Below are 17,302 nucleotides of genomic sequence, written 5' to 3' on the forward strand. Positions count from 1 at the left end.
CAAAACATGCCACAGGAGAAAGCAACATTTCTGGAAGCTCACAAAGAGCAGATCGAAAAAAACTATCAGGAGGCTTTAGCCTATATTGATGAGAAACTGGAAAAAGAAGGCTACCTGAATTCCAGCCTCGAATTTCATCACACAACGCCATCCGGTGTACTTGTTGAACTGGCAGAGCTGCTTGAAAACGTATACCAGGAACACGGCTGGGCAGTGAAAATCAATTTTGAAAGCGAACACGACAAATCTTTGAGTGTGTTGATTAGTTAAAACGATAATTGTGATGGACAAGCCAATACGAGAGCCAGCATAAGACAAGCTGGCTTTTTAGTGGTTTGGGCTGCGGGACATTTCTAAATTGCACCTACAACCTTAGTGCGCATTATGTGTGCTTTATGTTTAATAACATCAATACCGCATAATAGACCATAAAACAACGGGTTAGATGCACCGAGATTCCGTCACACTTTGTTAAAAGGTGAGGAAATGGGCGCTTCGAACTCGTTGTTAAATCTATCACTCAAAAATACGATTTATGTCCCATTTATCGATATGAGACATAGATCACATGAAAACAAGAATTAAAGATGAATTATATAGTTACGACCTTTATCTGAATCAGGTCGCGGATCTGCTTATCTGGCATTTTGACAGTGATAAGGAGGCGGCTGAGTTCTTCGGTGTTACGGCCCAAACTGTTAAACGGTGGCGTAAGAACCGGAGCTGGCCGATGTCGGTTGTTCGCCTGTTGTTAATCATACATCGGGGCTATCTTCCACCAACTAAAGCTTGGCGGGGATTTAAGATCCGGGGCGATAAGTTGTGCACACCTGGCGGTAGAGAGCTATCGGCATACGATCTCCAGGAACTGGATATCAGAGTTACGCTTGGCGAGAACGTGATTCAGTTTAGAAGAAAAAAAAAGAGTGATAGCCGGGGCTATCTGCTTTGGAAGTGGAAGAACAGGGCGCTGATGCGCCCTAAGTAAGTTGTATCGTCACATGCTAAGTCGTGTGGCGATAGACCCTAGATTTAGCTAGAGGAAATATGAAGCTAATATACATTTTAATTGTGGCTACCGTGGCTGCTGTACACATCTATATCGGTTTAGAAACACAGGTATCTCCACTAGACTTCAATTTAATTTTGTTGCTTCTAATTCCATTTCTGACTTTCGTTTGGAAAGATGCATCAGTTATCAAACTAGGGTCAAAAGGGTTAGAACTAGAGAAACTAAAAAGTGATGTAAACAAAACGATCAAGCATGTAGCTCATGGGCACTCTGTCGATCACAAGTCTATCGATAACTTATATAAGTCCGTGGACACAAATGACTGGTTGAAACTTGTGTTATCACGAATGTTGATGCGAAAAGGGTTATCAGCTTTACTTCCTGGACATGGTCTTGGTGTATCTCCAAGTCTAAACAAGCTAATTCCGTTATGTTTGTCTAAAGGGAAGATTACTGAAGCAGATGTGGAAGAACTTGAACGATTACGTCATATTACTTTTTATGCAGAATGGTGGGGAGGAGATGTCCCCACACATGAAGATTGGAAATGGGCATTAGAAAATGGACAAAACATTGTGCAGAAGCTCTTTGACAAACAACCAATCGCCTAAGATTTTTAAGGTGTAATGAGTTAAAATGAGAAAAGTAAAAATACAACTATGTGCATTTGGAACAATTCCTAGGGAAATAAGAAAGAGTACCATCACTAAATATGAGTCGAAGATATTTACGATCGAGTCTGACTTCCACACTTTTGACATTCTATCTAAGTCGGATTTAGATGACTGGGCATATAGCGATGAACTCTTATCGGAACAGATTTCGTTAACTCATGATGCGGACATATTGATTGTCCTAACGTCTGTACCTCTTGAAATGAATTACTACACACGACGTTTGCATAATAATGTCGTGGTTTTTACTTTCTTTGAAATTGGCAAGTACCTTAAGTTTGATAATATCCCCTTAGAAAACGTTGTAAAAAGGTTGCTCTATTCTTACTCGTTATTATTCCTCAGAAACAATAAAATAATGCCAACTTCTGATGAGTTATCTAATTTTACACATGATGATACGAGAGGTTGCATTTATGACATGAATGGCATAAAGGAAGATATCGTTGAGTCATGTCACAAGCCTATTATATGTGAAGAGTGTAATGGCAAATTGAGGAAGGATAAAATTTCCATTGAGACGATTAACATAGTTAAAAAGGAGCTTAAATTAATTAAGAAGCGTCGTTTTTACATAATGGCTGATTGGGTTAAGAACTACCCTTTGATTTCACTGTTGATTTCATCGGTATGGGCTGTTGCTTTAGGTATCCTAGGCTCCGTCATTACTAATGCATTAAGTAGAACATAATAGAGAGGTTCGCCTTGCTAAAAGAGATTTTGCCCGATTACCCTGTGGTAGCAAACTTATTGCTTTTGCTGCTATCGGCTGTCCCAATATCAAAGTTCCTACACTACGTTTTTTACACAAGTAGAGCATTAAAAACTAAAACGCTTGACTTGTTGATGAGAGCGTTCACTGAAACTGATAATTCAAGTGGAAAATTAATAGTGGAGCAAATGTTTAGGAGCTCATTTAAGATAAACACTTGTTATGATCTAATAGTTGTGTTGCTGAATACAAATCACCCATCAAAATCGATCGAGCTGTATAGAACTGGGGGGAGGTATTTAACATTGGACTCCGGTTGTTTAAGATTTAAATGCAAGTATCAGTCGCCACGAGCCAGGAAAATGGAACGAATTCTTAGGCTCCCCAAGAATTTTCTATTCTATTTGATATTTGGTACGGTAGGTGGGGTTGGTGTTGTATATTGCTTTTCTACATTTGACGGAAGTAACTTGTTTGCTTTGGGATTTAATGTGAAGAATTATATCATTTGGTTCCTTACGGCTTTGTTTTCGGCCATTTCGATTATGCTTAGCTTTTATTTTTTGTTTGATAATTCGTCCATTAGTGATGCCGAAAAACTAGAGTCCATGTTCCCTAATGTAAATAGTAAACCTTCAAAGTCGAGTTGGTACTATTGAATCGGCGCTTGTTTAAGCGCCTTTTTCAATTAGATTTATCCGCTCTTCCAAACTCGCCAGCCTCTGGTCATGCTGGCCAATCGTCAGTTTGATCCACCCAATATCCACCTTAATGGCCGCAATGGTGGCCACGCTCGAGATAACGCCGGTGATACCGGCAATCAGATAGGCATCCATCACGCGCCTCCCAACTTGTTGAACCGCTGCAGCCAGTGCTCAAACGCGACCCTGACCATGCGCCGGAACCCGAACGTGTCCACGTACACCATACCCAGCGCATACCAGTAGTATTCCGGCACTTTCTCAAGAGCGGTAAAGCCCTGGTCAACGTAGATGGCCCAGTCTGGCCAGAAGCTCAGAACCAGCGGCAGGGTAGTTATCAGCAGCAGATATTCATCTTTCCAGCCGCGCTGTTGGATGCTGATTTCATCGAGTTTGGCTGCAGACTCATCGCCGCTCTGCAGGCGCTTAATTTTGGCGTCTGTCCTGGCCTGCTCGAGCTGGTCCTGACGTTCGCGTTCTTTGTGTTTGGCTTGTTGTTTGCCCTGGATAAGGCCGAACACCGGCGCAACCAAGGCAGTAAGAATACTCATCATAGTAGCCCCTTATTCTTTAAGAGTTTCACCGTGTAGGCGGCGAGCACAGCGCCCGCCACCGTCAGGGCAATGGATTTTACGTCCTTGCCGGTCATGCCATTTTCACTCCATCCCGGGCCATGTTGAGGCCGTAGTAATTACCGACCTCTTTACGGCTCATAGCGTGCAGCAGCTTGGCTAGCTGTTCAGTGTTGGCCACATCCACAATCTGGTTCTCACCAATGCCAGACCACTGGCTGACGTGTTTCACGTACAGGTCGGTGTCGTTCTCGTTTGGTGGCGCAAAGCGGTGGATCATCGCTTTGAGCGTGGTGTAACCCTGTCGCGAGTAGCTGCGAAGAATTCTCGCACCGGCGCGAAAGCCGTAAACCGGGTGCGTGAACTCTTCAAAAGCTTTGTCCAGGTTCAGGGCCGATTCGCCCTGCCAGTGGGTGGTATCACCGGCAGATTCACGGATGTTCAGCGGGTTGTTGTTACGCACCCCGCGAGGCAGTGTTTTTAAGTACGTCATGCAGGCTATCCCTCCAATTATGACGAGGCTTGCGGCAACGATGGTTTTTGAGGCCATACCACATCCTCTGGATTGGTGTAGGTTTGTGGAATATCACGCAGTGCTTGGCGGTAACGGCGAAAAGGCGTCGCATCCTGGTCATTGTCCAATGCCGTTTCAACCAGGTGGTCGGCTTCAATCATCAGACGGCGCCGGATAGTCCGGACCTCCTGAAATCCAAGCTCGACCAGGACACCTTGTGGCAGGGTTTCTGTTGTCATTATGCGTCTCCTCTGACATAGCCAACATTAGGAACGGAAGGGTGGACACCACTGGCGACGGCCATCAGTGTGTTTTCACCTGCGTGAAGGGTGCTAAATGGCGTACCATCATCGTGCACTTCAAAGCTCACCTGACCGCAGTCAGATGACAGCTCATAGGTGGTTTCGCCTCTGAGCCAGATGATCACTTCATCCGACGGCAGGGTTTTGATACGACCAATAAAAGGAACGTCCGCTTTTGGCAGTGTCCGCCCGGTGTTTTTCCCCCACACGATGTAGTTATCTACCAGCGCAAGTGCGGGCCTGCCGCCGTTGTTACCACCACAGACACGCATGCAGAAGTTAAGCGCCCCGTTCCAGGAGCCGAATTTGGCACTGTCCGAATGCACATGACGGGTCAGCGCTAACGACTCGAGTACGGACTGCACTTTAAACAGCACCGGATACCAGTTGTCGCAGGTACCGCCGACCACTATCACTTGCTTGCGGGTATGCCGGGCCTGATAACGAATATCGGCATCAGAGAAAATGGAATCCACCATGTTTTTCTGATGGCTAACAAATTGACTCAGCTCTGTGTTGACTGACTCCAGTTTGTCGGTGAATTGCTGCTTAAGCGCATTGAACTGCTCCTGCATCACGCGGATAGCGCCGCCTTTGATGCTATCAAGCAGTTGCTGGCCCGTAGTGACCAGTTCGCCGAGCTTAGTAAAATCGGTTGTCATAGGGTTTGTTTCTCCAGTTCATCCAGGACTGCTTTCAGGCGTGGGACGGTGTTGCCGGCCACGCTCTCAGCAAGCTCATGGATATCGTTGTCTGAGTCGAACAGGTGACGCTGAATGCCAACCATGGCGGCGCTGAGCGCCACCTGGTTGCTGTAGATGCCTTGCATCATCAAAAGGGCGTCGGCCTGTTCGGGTTGCAGGTTTTTAAGGTGCTCGGTCAGCGGGTCGAATTCGATAACCGGGCGGCGCGGCATGAAGTGGCTCATCGGTGTACCTCCATAAGCGCCAGTTTGAGCGGGGAGCTGCCGTTGTTATAAGCCCACAGCTCACCGCCGCCGGTGATGGTCATGCCTGCCGGGGCTTTTCGGTCCCCAAGTAACGGCAGACCGGCCACCGCAGAGATTTGGCTGTCACCAATCATGGCTTCGGTTTCGGTTGCGCTGATGTTCTGGACCAGGGCTTCCACTCGCGTAACAGAGGCATTGAACAGGCGCAGCTTGCTGTTGGGCGCAATTTCAACGTGTGGCTTGGTGATAAAACGTTGCGCTGTCACTTCTTTGGTGGTGACCTCGCTGCGTATCTCACTGATTGCCATGGATTCGCTGAACTTGACCAGAGCAGGGGGCGTCACCTCGAGCTTTTGTTTGGTGAGCTGATAGACCGCTTCGATGGTGGCCGTGTGCGGGTTCAGTACCTCCAGTTCTTTGAACTCGGAAACATCGAGCACGTCACCGGCATCGATACGGATCTTGTCACCGGCATCACTCAGCAGGTACAGATACTCGGACGCCTCACGCACAATCAGCCAGCGGTAAGCCCCGACACCAAAGCGCCGGGACTGATTCGGGGAAAGTGTCACTTGTGCCATGCTTACCCCCTCAGCGCCATGGCCGTGATGCCAACACCACAAGCCACTGCCACCGCAATCGCCACTTTGCTCATGTCGCCAGAGTTGCCGGTCTGGCTACGCGAGGCGGTTTTGTCGGCCATGGCGATAGCGGCCCGCGCCGTCTCTGACGACTGAGCGGCCATTTGTTTCACGGCAGTGACGCTGTCACTTGCGTTATGGCGCATGTTATCCAGCGCTTTGGCCGATACCTGGCTGTTAAGGCTCATCGAATCCGATCCGAATTTGAGCGCCTTATCCAGTGACTCGTTGCTGTTTTCCATAAAGTCTTTGGCCAGACCGGCGTTGTACTTCATGGCCTTGTCGCTGGTGCGCTCGTTTGATTCAAGCGCTTTCAGGCTGAGCCGTTCGGTGGTTTCCATCGCTTTGGCGCTGACCTTGCTGTTTTCAGACAGGGCGCTCTGTCCAAAGGAAAACGACTTGTCCAGCGCTTTCTCACCAAAGTGCAGCGACTTATCGACCACACGCTCGTTAGCCTTCAGCGCGTCTTTGCCAAGGTCAGCGGCGTGCTTAATGGCGGCGCTGTTGTTTTCCAGCGCCTTGTTGGCCACATCTGCGGCCCGGCCAATCGCGCCGTGGTCGGTGGCGGTCACATTGATCGAGCTGTGATTGATGCCGCTCAGCATCACGCCCAGATTGTCACCACTGACGGCACTTTGGCCGCTGACGTTGGTGTTATTGGTTGTGTTGGAGCTTGCGCTGTCACCACCCATAAGCCCCCCTTAGATCGAGTGTCAGGTGAGTCACCGGCCCGGTGCAGCCGCACGGCTTAAAACCGGCGCGTTCGTAAATCCGCACAATGCCCGGGCGCATCGCCTGGCCTTTAATGCGGTTGTAACGCTGGGATTTGACCGCCTCGATAAAGACCGGCAGGCCCTGACGCAGACCTTTGCCGGTCAGCCCCATCACGAAATAGTCGTTATCGTCCCGAACGTGGCCAACGAAACGCAAAGAGACGCCTTTACCGGTTAAGTGGTAAAAGCTCGCCTGTTTGCTCATCACCAGGTCACGGCAATGTTCGAATTCGGCTTTGGGGTTCGGCAGGCCGTTAAAGGCTGGTTTGAGCAGTTCAAACTGCGCGTTAATGTCTGCCCGGAAAGGGCGGATCAGGTTCAGTCTCATTTCTTCCTCGCTACTATCCAGACAAGCAGGCCGACACCTGCGGTTAACAGAATGGGCGTCACCAGTGGTGAACCGCCCCCCATGTAGATAGGGGCACTGGTAATGCCGCCTATCGAGTTAGAGCTGCGCGCCGAACTGGGCCCGCCGCCGCCAAAGTCAATTGGCATGGTGCCCGAGTTGGTCAGGCCGCCGTCAAAGGTTGGGATCATTTGGCCTCCTGATACAGCCGGTAAGCCACATAACAGCCGCCACCAAGGGCGGCGTATTTAATGACCTTGCTGGTTGAAGAGCCGGTCCAGAATCCCGCGCCAAAGCTGACGCCACCGACCAACAGGGGGATCAAAAACACTGGCATGGTTCCCCCTTAGTCAAAACTGACCAGTTGTTTGGTCATCCACGCCATGGTTCCCAGCAGGATCACACCGCCCACCGCGTACGCGGCGTATTTCACCGCGTTGTCGCTGATGACCGGGGCGCGTACGCCTCCGGTCACGGCGTTTCCGTGGTTATCGCGCACCGGCGTGTTAGGCTGCTGGGTAGTGGCGGCATTGGTGCTCTGGTCGTCGCCGACGTAGTTATCTATCAGGCCCCCAAGCCCTTCGCCCACGTCCTCGAGCAGACCCGAACCAAAGTTTGTCATGTCATCCCAGAAGCTCATGTTGCCTCCTTACTGTTGAACCAGGTCAGGACGCACCACGAGCGCGGATTCGACAATGATCGGAATGGATCCCACCGATTCGGTGGTTTTGACCGTGAACTTCAGCTCTGAGCTGTGGGCTGTTGAGAACAGCTCATCAATGTAGAAACCACGCATAATGGGATCAAAGTGGTAGTAACCGGACTGCCAGAAACGGCGGTTGCGCTTGGCGCGCATCTCTTCCAGACCACGGTTTGAGTCGTGGACTTTGACGAAATCACGGAAGATCTGCAGCGAATGCACCTTGTCACTGGCGAAGTGCATACGGCGCACCTGGTGCAGGGGGCTGGATGGTAAGTCCAGGAACTCGTTTTCGGTCGCCGTGGCCTGCATGGTGTGTTTCTTGATTTGCGGTACCACGATACGGGCCGGTTGGCGTGGGGAGACAGTTGCCCATGCCTGCAGGCGGATAGTCGGCGGGTTAGACTGGGTAGTATCAGCGACTTCAACTTCCAGGGTGATGTTATCGCCTTGCTCGGTTACCAGACCGGTGGAACGCATGCCGTTCTTGGTCTTGGCCGTGATGTCCATAAACGGAATAGTGAAGTAACCGTCAGTCTGGGCCAGCCCTTTGTACGCTTCCAGCATCTTGATCAGCGTGCCGCTCAGTACCACGATTTCGTCACCGTTCAGGGTGATGGTCACGCGCTGCAGCTGGGCCGCTGACAGGTTGGTTTCGAGAAAGATCTCGTCATAGGTTGGGCCAATCGGCAAAACCAGCGTGGCTTTTTCGCCGTAGCCGGTACCGGTAAAGGAGTTTAGTTTAGTTGGTGCTGTCATGAGTCGTCCCCTTAACCAATCTGGTCTTCAACAGCGTCAACGTTATTCGATGCCCACACCACGCCAGCGGCTACAACAGCAGCGATACCGGCAATAATGAGCATTTGCTTGGTCTTAAACATGAATGTTCCTTTTGTGAGTGATAAAAAAAGCCGCCTCCCTGAATTGGGAAGCGGCTTTTATCTTTGCCCACGGATTAGCAATGGTTCCTAATCCGATTAGCTAACGGGTTAGCAATAGTTGGGCTTTGGCTCACAATTACCAGCGGATTTTTCCGCGCCGGTAGGGCTTGCCTTCCTGCAGGAGATACTCGAGCTCGACCAGTGACTCAATTTCAGCGGCCGGAATACCGGTCTTATCTTCCAGATAACGGGCGCTGGCAGCGGTCTTTTGCATCATCACACAGGCAAACTTGCAGTTATCAATGATGGTCTTGGAGACCTCCTGGCCACGCTGGAACATGTTGATGGTGTGGATGTTGAACTTCCGGCCCAGACGCAGCAGCTTGCCGTGATAGCCAACGGCTTTACCGGAATTCAGGCTGTGCTCGGCCACTTCTTCACAGATCACCTTGAGCGGCTTCGGGTGCCTGCCGTTGCCCACGCCCCAGACAATCTGACAGAACATATCAAACTCCTTAGGCGTAGTTTCCTTGGTGGGCTGATAGGCAATTTTAAATCCCTTGTTGGTTTTGCGGCCTGCGATGAGCGCAGACGCAAAGCCTTTAAGGGTAGGGTACGTGCGTACCTGACGGCCCATCAGCTCCCCCTCGTAGTCACAAAGGGGATCGAATATCGCCACCTGGTCTTTGGGCTTGATAAACAGTTTCTTACCCGCTGACGTCTTACCACAGCCCGACATCCCACACACCCAAACGTGATGGTTACTCAGTGCGTTATTCGGATTCAGTGGCTGCACGGTCTTCTGCCTCCTGACGTTCTGCCGCCTGCCGCTGCGCTTCCAGCGCCTCGAGCTGCTTTATCCTGCGGTACTGCATGAACATGGAGCCGCCAGCGGTGGCCAGCGCCAGCACAAACCCCAGTTCTTCCCGGTACGGTTTCAGCCAGGGTGGCAGCTCGCCGCCGTATTTGTGCAGCAGGGGCGCGGTCGCTTTGGCTAGGTTCTGCGTGTGGGCTTCCCCAAAAGACAGGCCCGGGTGAACCACGGACTGGATCATGTATTCCGCGCCGCCGACCAACATGGCCGCGTCTTCCTCGAGCGAGGCAAGCCGCTGGGCCTTGGTGGGCTTGGTGTCCGTGTCCGGATCAAACTCGTCTTCGTCCTCAATCTCATTCAGGAAGTCGCGTTCCTGGTCTTCATCGTGGGTTAAAAAGTCCTGCTCGCTGGCCGGGTGTTCGCTTAGTTCAGTTTCGATGCTCATGTTATGCCGCTCTCAATAAGGTAAATGCTTTGCCGACCAGAAAGCCCAGACCACAGCCCAGACCAATACACAGGCTGTTTTGCCAGCCATGGCCAGCCGGTTCGTTATCCGGTTGGCTCTCTTTGCTTACCGGTTTGGGGAAACTTTCGGGATCCTTTGGTAAATCCGGATCCTTTTTTGGCTCAGGTTCAGCAACCGGATTGGCTAACGTGGCCAGTTCGGCCTCGATGTCTTCCTGTGGCCGGAAGTTGGCCATGATTTGCTGAGGCACTTTGGCGGTGCGGTTGTCGGTACCGCACTGGCAGCGGCCCACGTAGTAATCCGAACGTTTGCCGTTGCCCTGGCGGATTGATTTGGCGCTCATGCAGTCGTGACAGAGCACATAACCGAGGACAGGGTTGGTGTTTTGTGTGGTGCTCATACACTGGCCCCCGTATAGATACCCAACAGGGACAGAAAAAAACCATCCAGTGCCCAGAACAAGATCAGCGGCGCAAGGTAGTCACCTTTCTGATACGGGCGTTTGTTGGCGTCCCGGCCCAGCCAGTAACCAAGCAGCAAGGCGATAAACAAATACAGTCCAATCATTGGCAGGCCTCCGGCATTACAACAGGCTTTACCAGGTCCAACTTAAGCAGAAGATCGAGGGGAACCTGTATTTCTCCGGACTCATAACGGGAGAATGTGGCTTGTGAGATGGTCAGGCCATGTTTGGCAATAAAGTCGGCTTGTTTCAGGCCGCTGTCCTTACGGGCCTGACGCAACAGAATAGCGCCCATTGGATATTTCATTGGTTGGCCTCCACAAAATCGCGGATTTGGCCAACGGCGGTTTGCTCAAGTTTGGTTAAGCGTTGCTCCAGTTCTTCCAGGCGTTCGGTTGCGGATTCGCTATGTTGGCAAAACTGCTTGCAAAGGTCGGTAACGCTATCGGCCCAATTGCCAATAATGGTTAACGGTTTGGTGAACTTAGCTAAAAAGCCGGGGAGGGGTTCCTGATTGCCGGACAGTTCTTTGTGAGCGTCCAGCATCTGACGTAGTGTGTTTTTCATGTGCTTTGTTCCTTATCTTCCGGTAAGAAACCAAGCGGTTGTTATCTATCGGGTCAATATTACCCATATTACCAATTGCATAGCAAATGCTTTTACTTCAATTGATTGGTCAAGGGCATGGGTTGAGTATATACTCCAGAGGTGATGTTATCGAGACTGTCCAAAACTAACGATAACACTCTTTCTAATCTTGACTACTCTTGGCCACTCTTGAACGAAGTGGCCATTTTTTTGAGCTGGATAGGCGGGGTTCTTTGTCGCTTTTACTTAGAAGTAAGAGGAAGAAACAGAGGAAGGCATACCTTGTTGTTTTACCAATACTGCCGCAGGCTCGAAAGGCTGCACAACGACCTCATTGCCTTTAATAGAGTACTTGATGGAACTCTCCTGGAAATGCAAGATATAACCAGATTCAACAGTTTGATACATGCCGTTCACTTCAAAGTCGGTGGTTAACGCTTCGAAATCCAGTAACTGTCTCACTGCGTGACCATCATTTATGTAGATGTCAGAGTTCGCAACATTACTTAGACCTTTTAGTAGTTCAGTTACCATACCAAGCGAATTAAGTGAAACTGTAATCATACCTTACCTTAATGAATTTATTTATTTCGAGGTGGAAAGTAAATGAATCAGAAAAACAGTCAATTGACAAAATTAGTGTTTTTGCTCAAATAGTTGCGCATTCTACTGATATTTATAGCAAACAAGCTGACAAATATTTTTGTAACAAAATGTAACTAATGGTCGCGAAGTGTAATTTTTGCTTGTAGTCTGACAAGGTCGTCAAGGCAGTAACATATACAGGAAAAAAATATATCGCCATTGATTGGCTCATTTTATAAATGGTGCATATACTCTAACTGGAGAGAGGAACCTGCCAAGGCCATTGACTGACGACTTTCTCTCCGCATTCCCATAGTAGCCACCTGTTGGCTATGGCCACTCTTTCGGGGGTGGCTTTTTTTATGTGAAAAATCTGGCCTTATTCCCTTGCCAGGCCCGTCGCGACAGCGACATAACGGCCCGGAAACTTCCCACAAACTCGCCAGCATAGAGTCAGGACACGAGGACATACCGCGCCCCTAAGGCGTCTGCTGGCGATAGCCAGCTTGATACGCCGCTTCCTTAACTTATCCCCGCAATCCGCGGGATAAGATCATTATTTTCTTTATGGGTATTACTAATATGTTCTAGTCGAAGACTATGTTGGCCAGAATAAAAGAGCAGGGGCTACGAGTGAGAACTAGGAGTAGTTTAAGAAGACTATACAGAGGGTTATCCACAGAAACGGTGGATATGGATCCCCTGTATCCAAAAGGGGGCATATTTCCGGCTCCTGCAGGATATGTCACCCTGTAACAAAGTATAAATATCGAGCAGTTTTGGACGGTGCGCAGCACAAACAGCGCCAGTTAAGGCGCTTAGAGTATTAATTGGAGTTATACGGGAATGGGTTCAGCGTGTGCTGGTTTGGCCTCGGCGGCCTCTTTGCGGCGTCTGCGTAGCAGAGTGATTGGCGTCAGAATGTACTTGATTGGTCGGCCAAGACGGTTAGCCAGGTGTTTTAGCCGGTCTTTGTTGGCTTCTTTGGCTTCCAGGTACTTGTCCAGGATACCCAGATCAGCAAAATACTGTTCAGTGATGCGCTTGATAGATGCAAGGCCGCGCCATTTTTCCAGGTTATCTTTACCCGTGTAGCGTTCGCGGGGTTGCTTGGATGAGATCCAGCCTTTGCTGTACGCAAACTTTACGCACTGTTTTACACGCCATTGCGGCAGGCCGCATTGCTCAGCAACGTAGCCCCATGTTCTTAAAACAAAGCCGTCTTTGGTAGCTACGCCAACTTTACGGGTACGCAGACACATTTCATTGACCAGGACGGTCATGACTTTAGCGATATCACGCACGAATGATTTGCGAACGCCGCGACCGTTGGCCGTCAGGAACGCAGACGATGAAGCAGGGCACCTAGAGATTTTCTCCAGGATACGCGAATGATAGACCGTGAGAGGTCTATCTTTCCGTTGCTTGCCTTGTTCACCGATGAATTTCATTACTATGCGGCTTCCTGCTGTAGCAGTTGATCCAGTTTCAGGTGCATTTCGGTGAACCATGCCAGGGTCTCGGTCATGTATCCGTCTTCGAGGCCACTCTCACTGAGGTAACACTCCAGTTCCAGATGGCGATGATGGTACTCAGCGTTCTTAATTTCTTTATGATAACCACCATGCATCATTGTGATTTGCACAGAATTAACATGGGCGCTGTATTGAAACTCAACGTCATGCTGAGTGGTAAAAGTGATCTCCATGCAGCGGTCAGCCAGTTTCAGGGCTTCGGCACGGAGTATTTGGGATTGTTCAGTGGTGGGGGTAAAGCGATTCATGTACTATCCTTTATTCATCGTTACAGGTGTTAATCACAGGTTCAGAAACCCTTTGATAAACTTGATGAATCTAAGGTTTCTACCAATTTCCCCGTCCTCACCAATCTCTATCTATCGAGGGGACGCTCCTGACTGTCTTTCAACGTCTGGCCGGACTCAGACAGAACAGGAGCTATTTGATAGATATCAAAACCGCATCGGTTCAGACAGGATCATTAAATCTCAATCTCCAGCTAAGTGTAAATAGGTAGTTTACAGTGGACAGTTGGCATATCCTTGGATTTGGAGGGACAAAACATGATAACCACGTTGGACTTACTCAACCGTTTACGTGTTGAAAAACAGCTACTTAGTGACAGGCATGTAGCCAGATACTTGGATTTAAGCCATACAACCGTTAATAAGTGGCGCAACGGCGGCACAATGAGTGATGAAATCGCCGCAGAAGTGGCTGAGTTACTCGGTTTAGATGTAGAAATGGTACTGCTGGCAATTATCGCCGAACGAAGCAAAAACAAAGTGCTTGTTGAGAAGCTAAAGGTCATCTTAGATAAGTACGAAGAACCGAAATCTGCCTGACCAGAAACAAAAGGTAATTGTTTGATTTAATTGAGTAATTACCTTTCTTTTTTGGATATCTCAGTGCGCATTATGTATATTATGTTAAATGCCGTATGCGGCTACGCAAAATCTGACTACTTGCCGCCGCCATTGCTCCACTGCTTTCCCGTAAAAGCCAGAAAACGAAGTCATTTAACCATAATCGGATTTACCATAAAATAGCTAATAATCACCAATATAATCAGAGATTTATTGGTGATTATTAGCAAGATCCGTTTGTCTGTTCAGTCTGGTAATTGCGTTGGTCAGGGTTTTCAGTCTTACCGGTTTGGCCAGGAACGCGTTCATGCCGGCTTCCAGGCATTTGTTTTTGTCATCTTCGGATGTGTGTGCTGTTAATGCCATGATGGGCATCTGAATACCGGCTTCCCTGATTTTTTGTGTGGCAGTGATTCCGTCCATCACTGGCATTGAAATATCCATGACCACCAGGTCGTAATCGCAAAAATGCAGCAGATGGTCCAGTGCTTCCTTCCCGTTTGACTTCAGTGTCACCCTGCAACCCAGCCGTTTCAGAAGCAGCTCCACAACTTTCTGATTTGTTGGGCAATCTTCTACTACGAGGATGTTCAGCCCCTGATGTTCTTTGGATACATCCTCTGTGCTCTGGCTTTGATGCTTAGTTTGTGAAATCGCAACCGGAATGGTCACAGTAAATGTACTGCCGCTTCCTGGCACACTGGTTACTCCAATGCGGCCATTCAGCATTTCTGCCATACGGCTGGAAATGGTCAGCCCGAGTCCGGCTCCGCCGTATTGCCGGGTTGTGGATGAATCGGCCTGGAAAAACGGGTCAAACAGGCGGCTGACAACCGCAGAATCTATACCGATGCCACTGTCTTCGATGGTAATGCACAGCGTGTTTTGCTTCAGAGCGGTTGTCAGGTTGATGTGGCCATCCTGACTGAACTTAATTGCGTTACTGATAAGGTTAAACAGAATCTGGGATATTCGGGTCGGATCGGACACAATTTGCGGGATGTCAGGCGCATTAACACTAATTTGCAGTCCTTTTTTCCTGGCTTGTGACTCGAAACCGGACACACAGGACGTGACAACGTCGCGTATATCAAATGGTTTTTTATCTGGTTTGAGTGTCCCCGACTCTATTTGTGACAAATCCAGCACATCAGAGATCATAGACAGTAACAGTTCCGCAGATGACTCAATTTGCATCATCTTATCCCGGCACTCATCATTGGGGCCTTCACACAATAAGTCGTCAATTAAGCCGAGAACGGCGTTAAGTGGTGTGCGCACTTCGTGGCTCATGATAGCGAGGAAATCTGATTTTGCTCTGTTGGCCCGCTCTGCTTCAAAGCGGGCTTTTCTGACTTCAAGATACTTACTCTGAAGCTCACTGGTTCTCTGATCGACCAGGGCCTGGAGCTGTTCTTTATACGCAATATCAGTCAGTGCCCGCTGGATCAGCGGCGTAAAGCGACGCAGAGCCTGCTTATGCTGCGCGTTAAACTGCCCTTTTTTGTTTCCGATTAACTGTATGACTGACTGAGAAGTTTCTGTTGAAATCCCCAGCAGAATGACGGAGCCTAACTGATCCTTGACCACCTGATTAAGCGTTGAATAAGGCCCTTCGGTCTTCGGTGAATAAAGGGTAATGATCTCTCCCGCCAGGCAGCGCTCAAAACGCTCGTTGTCATTCCACTTATTAAGCGAGTATGCCTGAGTGGTGCTGAGCAGAACATCGTATGGCCGTGTTTTATCAGAACGTGACAGGATAACGGCATCGTCAAACTGGATAAATCTGCGCAGGACAGGCACCAGCGCATTAAAGATGTCCTGTCTGGTATGTGAGCTGGTTATGGCAGCAAGTGCCGACAGTATCGCCTGGTTTTCTTCGATCAGCAGACGCTCACGGCGTTTTTGAATCTCGAGCTCATCCAGTGTTTCCTGTAGCTGCTCTTCTAATATCGAGTTATACATCCGGGTCCTCATAGAATACGGCTGCAGAAACCATAAGGTTACTGTGTGAGTTGGAAATGAGGTCAAAACTGCCCTGCTCTCCAAAGCTGAACGGACAGATAAATGGCGAATGGTTCAGAGCTTTTGAAAAACGTTTACTGACCTCGTTGAGGTCTTCACCAAGGTTGAGCATGGATCCGGCGCAAAAACTGCCGATCGCACCGTTCACCTTGTGATTGAACGTTGCGTTGTCACGTGCGCTCTGGGTGACGCGTTCAGCCCGGGTGAACAATCTCTCCCGGCTGCCGACCATGAGATGCAGTGTTTCACCTTCATGCACAGTGGCAAAGGTGTCAATGCCTCCGCCTTCCCCCTGCCGTACAGGGTGTATCAGGTCATATTGCCGGTGCTTAGAGGCAGAAGGCCTTGCCCGGCCAAATGGAACGGAATTAGATGATTTAAACAGATCTTCAATTGCACACTGTTCACCAGTCAGTGATTTCACCCACTGGTCATAGACTTCTACAGCGGGTTGATGGTCGATCTCCAGGATTTCCCGCCGGGTACACTTGGTGACCGTGCCAGAAATCTGACTTGCGCTGTATCCGCTGTTATAACCCAGACTGACGGACGTTGCCGCGTAAATCAGCGCAAGAGAAACACCTTCGGTAAAAGTACCCTCTTCGGTAAACAGACTCCATTCACCGGTAAGGCTATTGTCAGCAGCTGTACTGCCAAGCAAAGGGACTCTGGTGCCAAACTCGTCCTGGATCACCTGTAAAACACGTTCTTCGTGGCCACTGGAGCAATGGAGCAGGATCAGATCCGGCTGTTCACCAGTTCGCCCTGCTTTCTCAAGAGCGCTGCTTAGCGCATGGCGGGTTGCCTGTTCAATATCCGAATAACAGGAAAAGTCGGCGAAGCCGGTGGAAAACGCCGATGGATGGGCGTCATAGAAGGCCAGCCCTCCCAGTACCGGGCCGGTATGAAAGCCATGGTTGGTCAGCAGGCCCCGAAAAGTGGAGCACCCTAACACGGGCACTCCGGGCGCAGCCTGAACAAAGGCTTTACTCAGGTCAGAAGAAGAATAATCCTGTGTGTAATAGCAAATCAGCAGTGATGGCAGTATTCCGTCACTCAACTCTGATAACAACTTTGCTACGGCTTCTTCCTCTCCCCTCAAATTAGAAAAAGACGAATCAAGTTTCATTCAATAATGTTATTGTTATAAATAGTTATATGATCAGGATTATACATGCAAACCCAGGATGTAAAATGAATT

29 protein-coding genes are annotated in these 17,302 nt (G+C 49.4%); 5 read left to right on the top strand and 24 right to left on the bottom strand.

Annotated elements, in window-relative coordinates:
• The first annotated feature begins 6 nt into the window (after positions 1 to 6).
• The 4 genes from ACVB80_RS17890 to ACVB80_RS17905 all read left to right on the top strand — a co-directional run bounded on the left by ACVB80_RS17890 (position 7) and on the right by ACVB80_RS17905 (position 2,377).
• A complete protein-coding gene (locus tag ACVB80_RS17890; protein WP_481082654.1) occupies positions 7 to 270 on the top strand; it encodes a hypothetical protein in 264 nt (87 codons plus the stop codon).
• Positions 271 to 568: 298 nt separating this feature from the next.
• Complete coding sequence (locus ACVB80_RS17895) at positions 569 to 988, top strand: DUF3653 domain-containing protein (protein ID WP_481082655.1); 420 nt, start codon at positions 569 to 571, stop codon at positions 986 to 988.
• A gap of 59 nt (positions 989 to 1,047) precedes the next feature.
• The gene (locus ACVB80_RS17900) at positions 1,048 to 1,623 is read left to right on the top strand and encodes a hypothetical protein (protein WP_481082656.1); all 576 of its coding nucleotides are present in this window, start codon (positions 1,048 to 1,050) and stop codon (positions 1,621 to 1,623) included.
• A 25-nt stretch (positions 1,624 to 1,648) separates the two neighbouring features.
• Entirely contained in the window at positions 1,649 to 2,377 is a 729-nt protein-coding gene (locus ACVB80_RS17905) for a hypothetical protein (protein ID WP_481082657.1), read from the top strand.
• 692 nt (positions 2,378 to 3,069) lie between these two features.
• Here the strand turns inward: ACVB80_RS17905 and ACVB80_RS17910 are convergent.
• The 22 genes from ACVB80_RS17910 to ACVB80_RS18015 form a co-directional block, all read right to left on the bottom strand.
• Entirely contained in the window at positions 3,070 to 3,234 is a 165-nt protein-coding gene (locus tag ACVB80_RS17910; protein WP_481082658.1) for a hypothetical protein, read from the bottom strand.
• A complete protein-coding gene (locus ACVB80_RS17915) occupies positions 3,234 to 3,653 on the bottom strand; it encodes a hypothetical protein (RefSeq protein ID WP_481082659.1) in 420 nt (139 codons plus the stop codon). Before ACVB80_RS17915 ends, ACVB80_RS17910 begins: the two co-directional genes overlap by 1 nt.
• A gap of 91 nt (positions 3,654 to 3,744) precedes the next feature.
• On the bottom strand, positions 3,745 to 4,164 hold the full coding sequence (locus ACVB80_RS17920; RefSeq protein WP_481082660.1) for a virion protein: 420 nt from the start codon (positions 4,162 to 4,164) through the stop codon (positions 3,745 to 3,747).
• A gap of 17 nt (positions 4,165 to 4,181) precedes the next feature.
• Positions 4,182 to 4,346, bottom strand: a complete 165-nt coding sequence (locus ACVB80_RS17925) for a phage tail assembly chaperone (RefSeq protein WP_481082787.1) — start codon at positions 4,344 to 4,346, stop codon at positions 4,182 to 4,184.
• A gap of 77 nt (positions 4,347 to 4,423) precedes the next feature.
• Positions 4,424 to 5,149: a hypothetical protein gene (locus tag ACVB80_RS17930; protein ID WP_481082661.1), complete on the bottom strand. Its 726-nt coding sequence runs from the start codon at positions 5,147 to 5,149 to the stop codon at positions 4,424 to 4,426.
• Positions 5,146 to 5,415, bottom strand: a complete 270-nt coding sequence (locus tag ACVB80_RS17935; protein WP_481082662.1) for a hypothetical protein — start codon at positions 5,413 to 5,415, stop codon at positions 5,146 to 5,148. The genes ACVB80_RS17930 and ACVB80_RS17935 overlap by 4 nt, the downstream gene beginning before the upstream one ends.
• Positions 5,412 to 6,017, bottom strand: a complete 606-nt coding sequence (locus ACVB80_RS17940) for a hypothetical protein (RefSeq protein ID WP_481082663.1) — start codon at positions 6,015 to 6,017, stop codon at positions 5,412 to 5,414. Before ACVB80_RS17940 ends, ACVB80_RS17935 begins: the two co-directional genes overlap by 4 nt.
• 2 nt (positions 6,018 to 6,019) lie before the next feature.
• A complete protein-coding gene (locus ACVB80_RS17945; RefSeq protein ID WP_481082664.1) occupies positions 6,020 to 6,769 on the bottom strand; it encodes a hypothetical protein in 750 nt (249 codons plus the stop codon).
• Positions 6,759 to 7,178, bottom strand: coding sequence for a hypothetical protein (locus ACVB80_RS17950; RefSeq protein WP_481082665.1), 420 nt, complete (start codon positions 7,176 to 7,178; stop codon positions 6,759 to 6,761). The genes ACVB80_RS17945 and ACVB80_RS17950 overlap by 11 nt, the downstream gene beginning before the upstream one ends.
• Positions 7,175 to 7,387 carry a hypothetical protein gene (locus tag ACVB80_RS17955; protein ID WP_481082666.1) on the bottom strand — a complete coding sequence of 71 codons (213 nt, stop codon included), beginning with the start codon at positions 7,385 to 7,387 and terminating at the stop codon, positions 7,175 to 7,177. The genes ACVB80_RS17950 and ACVB80_RS17955 overlap by 4 nt, the downstream gene beginning before the upstream one ends.
• Positions 7,384 to 7,533 carry a hypothetical protein gene (locus ACVB80_RS17960; protein WP_481082667.1) on the bottom strand — a complete coding sequence of 50 codons (150 nt, stop codon included), beginning with the start codon at positions 7,531 to 7,533 and terminating at the stop codon, positions 7,384 to 7,386. The genes ACVB80_RS17955 and ACVB80_RS17960 overlap by 4 nt, the downstream gene beginning before the upstream one ends.
• A 9-nt stretch (positions 7,534 to 7,542) precedes the next feature.
• Entirely contained in the window at positions 7,543 to 7,836 is a 294-nt protein-coding gene (locus ACVB80_RS17965) for a hypothetical protein (RefSeq protein ID WP_481082668.1), read from the bottom strand.
• 9 nt (positions 7,837 to 7,845) lie between these two features.
• Complete coding sequence (locus ACVB80_RS17970; RefSeq protein ID WP_481082669.1) at positions 7,846 to 8,655, bottom strand: major capsid protein P2; 810 nt, start codon at positions 8,653 to 8,655, stop codon at positions 7,846 to 7,848.
• A 258-nt stretch (positions 8,656 to 8,913) separates the two neighbouring features.
• Positions 8,914 to 9,573, bottom strand: a complete 660-nt coding sequence (locus ACVB80_RS17975; RefSeq protein WP_481082670.1) for an ATP-binding protein — start codon at positions 9,571 to 9,573, stop codon at positions 8,914 to 8,916.
• A complete protein-coding gene (locus ACVB80_RS17980) occupies positions 9,551 to 10,036 on the bottom strand; it encodes a hypothetical protein (RefSeq protein WP_481082671.1) in 486 nt (161 codons plus the stop codon). The genes ACVB80_RS17975 and ACVB80_RS17980 overlap by 23 nt, the downstream gene beginning before the upstream one ends.
• 1 nt (position 10,037) lies before the next feature.
• The gene (locus ACVB80_RS17985) at positions 10,038 to 10,457 is read right to left on the bottom strand and encodes a hypothetical protein (protein WP_481082672.1); all 420 of its coding nucleotides are present in this window, start codon (positions 10,455 to 10,457) and stop codon (positions 10,038 to 10,040) included.
• Entirely contained in the window at positions 10,454 to 10,624 is a 171-nt protein-coding gene (locus tag ACVB80_RS17990; protein WP_481082673.1) for a hypothetical protein, read from the bottom strand. The genes ACVB80_RS17985 and ACVB80_RS17990 overlap by 4 nt, the downstream gene beginning before the upstream one ends.
• Positions 10,621 to 10,827 carry a helix-turn-helix domain-containing protein gene (locus ACVB80_RS17995; RefSeq protein WP_481082674.1) on the bottom strand — a complete coding sequence of 69 codons (207 nt, stop codon included), beginning with the start codon at positions 10,825 to 10,827 and terminating at the stop codon, positions 10,621 to 10,623. The genes ACVB80_RS17990 and ACVB80_RS17995 overlap by 4 nt, the downstream gene beginning before the upstream one ends.
• Positions 10,824 to 11,087, bottom strand: coding sequence for a hypothetical protein (locus ACVB80_RS18000; protein ID WP_481082675.1), 264 nt, complete (start codon positions 11,085 to 11,087; stop codon positions 10,824 to 10,826). The genes ACVB80_RS17995 and ACVB80_RS18000 overlap by 4 nt, the downstream gene beginning before the upstream one ends.
• Before the next feature lie 267 nt (positions 11,088 to 11,354).
• Complete coding sequence (locus tag ACVB80_RS18005) at positions 11,355 to 11,672, bottom strand: hypothetical protein (protein ID WP_481082676.1); 318 nt, start codon at positions 11,670 to 11,672, stop codon at positions 11,355 to 11,357.
• Between the two features lie 857 nt (positions 11,673 to 12,529).
• Entirely contained in the window at positions 12,530 to 13,144 is a 615-nt protein-coding gene (locus ACVB80_RS18010; RefSeq protein ID WP_481082677.1) for a hypothetical protein, read from the bottom strand.
• A 2-nt stretch (positions 13,145 to 13,146) separates the two neighbouring features.
• Positions 13,147 to 13,476: a hypothetical protein gene (locus ACVB80_RS18015; protein WP_481082678.1), complete on the bottom strand. Its 330-nt coding sequence runs from the start codon at positions 13,474 to 13,476 to the stop codon at positions 13,147 to 13,149.
• A gap of 297 nt (positions 13,477 to 13,773) precedes the next feature.
• On the opposite strand from ACVB80_RS18015, the gene ACVB80_RS18020 reads away from it, so the two are divergent.
• Positions 13,774 to 14,055: a helix-turn-helix domain-containing protein gene (locus tag ACVB80_RS18020; RefSeq protein WP_481082679.1), complete on the top strand. Its 282-nt coding sequence runs from the start codon at positions 13,774 to 13,776 to the stop codon at positions 14,053 to 14,055.
• A gap of 231 nt (positions 14,056 to 14,286) precedes the next feature.
• On the opposite strand, the gene ACVB80_RS18025 is transcribed toward ACVB80_RS18020, so the two are convergent.
• Together ACVB80_RS18025 and ACVB80_RS18030 are read right to left on the bottom strand one after the other, a co-directional pair.
• Positions 14,287 to 16,041, bottom strand: coding sequence for an ATP-binding protein (locus ACVB80_RS18025; protein ID WP_481082680.1), 1,755 nt, complete (start codon positions 16,039 to 16,041; stop codon positions 14,287 to 14,289).
• On the bottom strand, positions 16,034 to 17,230 hold the full coding sequence (locus ACVB80_RS18030) for an FIST signal transduction protein (protein WP_481082681.1): 1,197 nt from the start codon (positions 17,228 to 17,230) through the stop codon (positions 16,034 to 16,036). The genes ACVB80_RS18025 and ACVB80_RS18030 overlap by 8 nt, the downstream gene beginning before the upstream one ends.
• Positions 17,231 to 17,302 lie beyond the last annotated feature (72 nt).

This window comes from Vibrio sp. 9-16B-A1, assembly GCF_056726165.1.

What these genes read in the sequence shown, in the direction of transcription:
- ACVB80_RS17890 (WP_481082654.1), top strand. Translation starts at nt 7, where the DNA reads ATGCCACAGGAGAAAGCAACATTTCTGGAAGCTCACAAAGAGCAGATC.
- ACVB80_RS17895 (WP_481082655.1), top strand. Translation starts at nt 569, where the DNA reads ATGAAAACAAGAATTAAAGATGAATTATATAGTTACGACCTTTATCTG.
- ACVB80_RS17900 (WP_481082656.1), top strand. Translation starts at nt 1,048, where the DNA reads ATGAAGCTAATATACATTTTAATTGTGGCTACCGTGGCTGCTGTACAC.
- ACVB80_RS17905 (WP_481082657.1), top strand. Translation starts at nt 1,649, where the DNA reads ATGAGAAAAGTAAAAATACAACTATGTGCATTTGGAACAATTCCTAGG.
- ACVB80_RS17910 (WP_481082658.1), bottom strand. Translation starts at nt 3,234, where the DNA reads ATGGATGCCTATCTGATTGCCGGTATCACCGGCGTTATCTCGAGCGTG.
- ACVB80_RS17915 (WP_481082659.1), bottom strand. Translation starts at nt 3,653, where the DNA reads ATGATGAGTATTCTTACTGCCTTGGTTGCGCCGGTGTTCGGCCTTATC.
- ACVB80_RS17920 (WP_481082660.1), bottom strand. Translation starts at nt 4,164, where the DNA reads ATGACGTACTTAAAAACACTGCCTCGCGGGGTGCGTAACAACAACCCG.
- ACVB80_RS17925 (WP_481082787.1), bottom strand. Translation starts at nt 4,346, where the DNA reads ATGATTGAAGCCGACCACCTGGTTGAAACGGCATTGGACAATGACCAG.
- ACVB80_RS17930 (WP_481082661.1), bottom strand. Translation starts at nt 5,149, where the DNA reads ATGACAACCGATTTTACTAAGCTCGGCGAACTGGTCACTACGGGCCAG.
- ACVB80_RS17935 (WP_481082662.1), bottom strand. Translation starts at nt 5,415, where the DNA reads ATGAGCCACTTCATGCCGCGCCGCCCGGTTATCGAATTCGACCCGCTG.
- ACVB80_RS17940 (WP_481082663.1), bottom strand. Translation starts at nt 6,017, where the DNA reads ATGGCACAAGTGACACTTTCCCCGAATCAGTCCCGGCGCTTTGGTGTC.
- ACVB80_RS17945 (WP_481082664.1), bottom strand. Translation starts at nt 6,769, where the DNA reads ATGGGTGGTGACAGCGCAAGCTCCAACACAACCAATAACACCAACGTC.
- ACVB80_RS17950 (WP_481082665.1), bottom strand. Translation starts at nt 7,178, where the DNA reads ATGAGACTGAACCTGATCCGCCCTTTCCGGGCAGACATTAACGCGCAG.
- ACVB80_RS17955 (WP_481082666.1), bottom strand. Translation starts at nt 7,387, where the DNA reads ATGATCCCAACCTTTGACGGCGGCCTGACCAACTCGGGCACCATGCCA.
- ACVB80_RS17960 (WP_481082667.1), bottom strand. Translation starts at nt 7,533, where the DNA reads ATGCCAGTGTTTTTGATCCCCCTGTTGGTCGGTGGCGTCAGCTTTGGC.
- ACVB80_RS17965 (WP_481082668.1), bottom strand. Translation starts at nt 7,836, where the DNA reads ATGAGCTTCTGGGATGACATGACAAACTTTGGTTCGGGTCTGCTCGAG.
- ACVB80_RS17970 (WP_481082669.1), bottom strand. Translation starts at nt 8,655, where the DNA reads ATGACAGCACCAACTAAACTAAACTCCTTTACCGGTACCGGCTACGGC.
- ACVB80_RS17980 (WP_481082671.1), bottom strand. Translation starts at nt 10,036, where the DNA reads ATGAGCATCGAAACTGAACTAAGCGAACACCCGGCCAGCGAGCAGGAC.
- ACVB80_RS17985 (WP_481082672.1), bottom strand. Translation starts at nt 10,457, where the DNA reads ATGAGCACCACACAAAACACCAACCCTGTCCTCGGTTATGTGCTCTGT.
- ACVB80_RS17990 (WP_481082673.1), bottom strand. Translation starts at nt 10,624, where the DNA reads ATGATTGGACTGTATTTGTTTATCGCCTTGCTGCTTGGTTACTGGCTG.
- ACVB80_RS17995 (WP_481082674.1), bottom strand. Translation starts at nt 10,827, where the DNA reads ATGAAATATCCAATGGGCGCTATTCTGTTGCGTCAGGCCCGTAAGGAC.
- ACVB80_RS18000 (WP_481082675.1), bottom strand. Translation starts at nt 11,087, where the DNA reads ATGAAAAACACACTACGTCAGATGCTGGACGCTCACAAAGAACTGTCC.
- ACVB80_RS18005 (WP_481082676.1), bottom strand. Translation starts at nt 11,672, where the DNA reads ATGATTACAGTTTCACTTAATTCGCTTGGTATGGTAACTGAACTACTA.
- ACVB80_RS18010 (WP_481082677.1), bottom strand. Translation starts at nt 13,144, where the DNA reads ATGAAATTCATCGGTGAACAAGGCAAGCAACGGAAAGATAGACCTCTC.
- ACVB80_RS18015 (WP_481082678.1), bottom strand. Translation starts at nt 13,476, where the DNA reads ATGAATCGCTTTACCCCCACCACTGAACAATCCCAAATACTCCGTGCC.
- ACVB80_RS18020 (WP_481082679.1), top strand. Translation starts at nt 13,774, where the DNA reads ATGATAACCACGTTGGACTTACTCAACCGTTTACGTGTTGAAAAACAG.
- ACVB80_RS18025 (WP_481082680.1), bottom strand. Translation starts at nt 16,041, where the DNA reads ATGTATAACTCGATATTAGAAGAGCAGCTACAGGAAACACTGGATGAG.
- ACVB80_RS18030 (WP_481082681.1), bottom strand. Translation starts at nt 17,230, where the DNA reads ATGAAACTTGATTCGTCTTTTTCTAATTTGAGGGGAGAGGAAGAAGCC.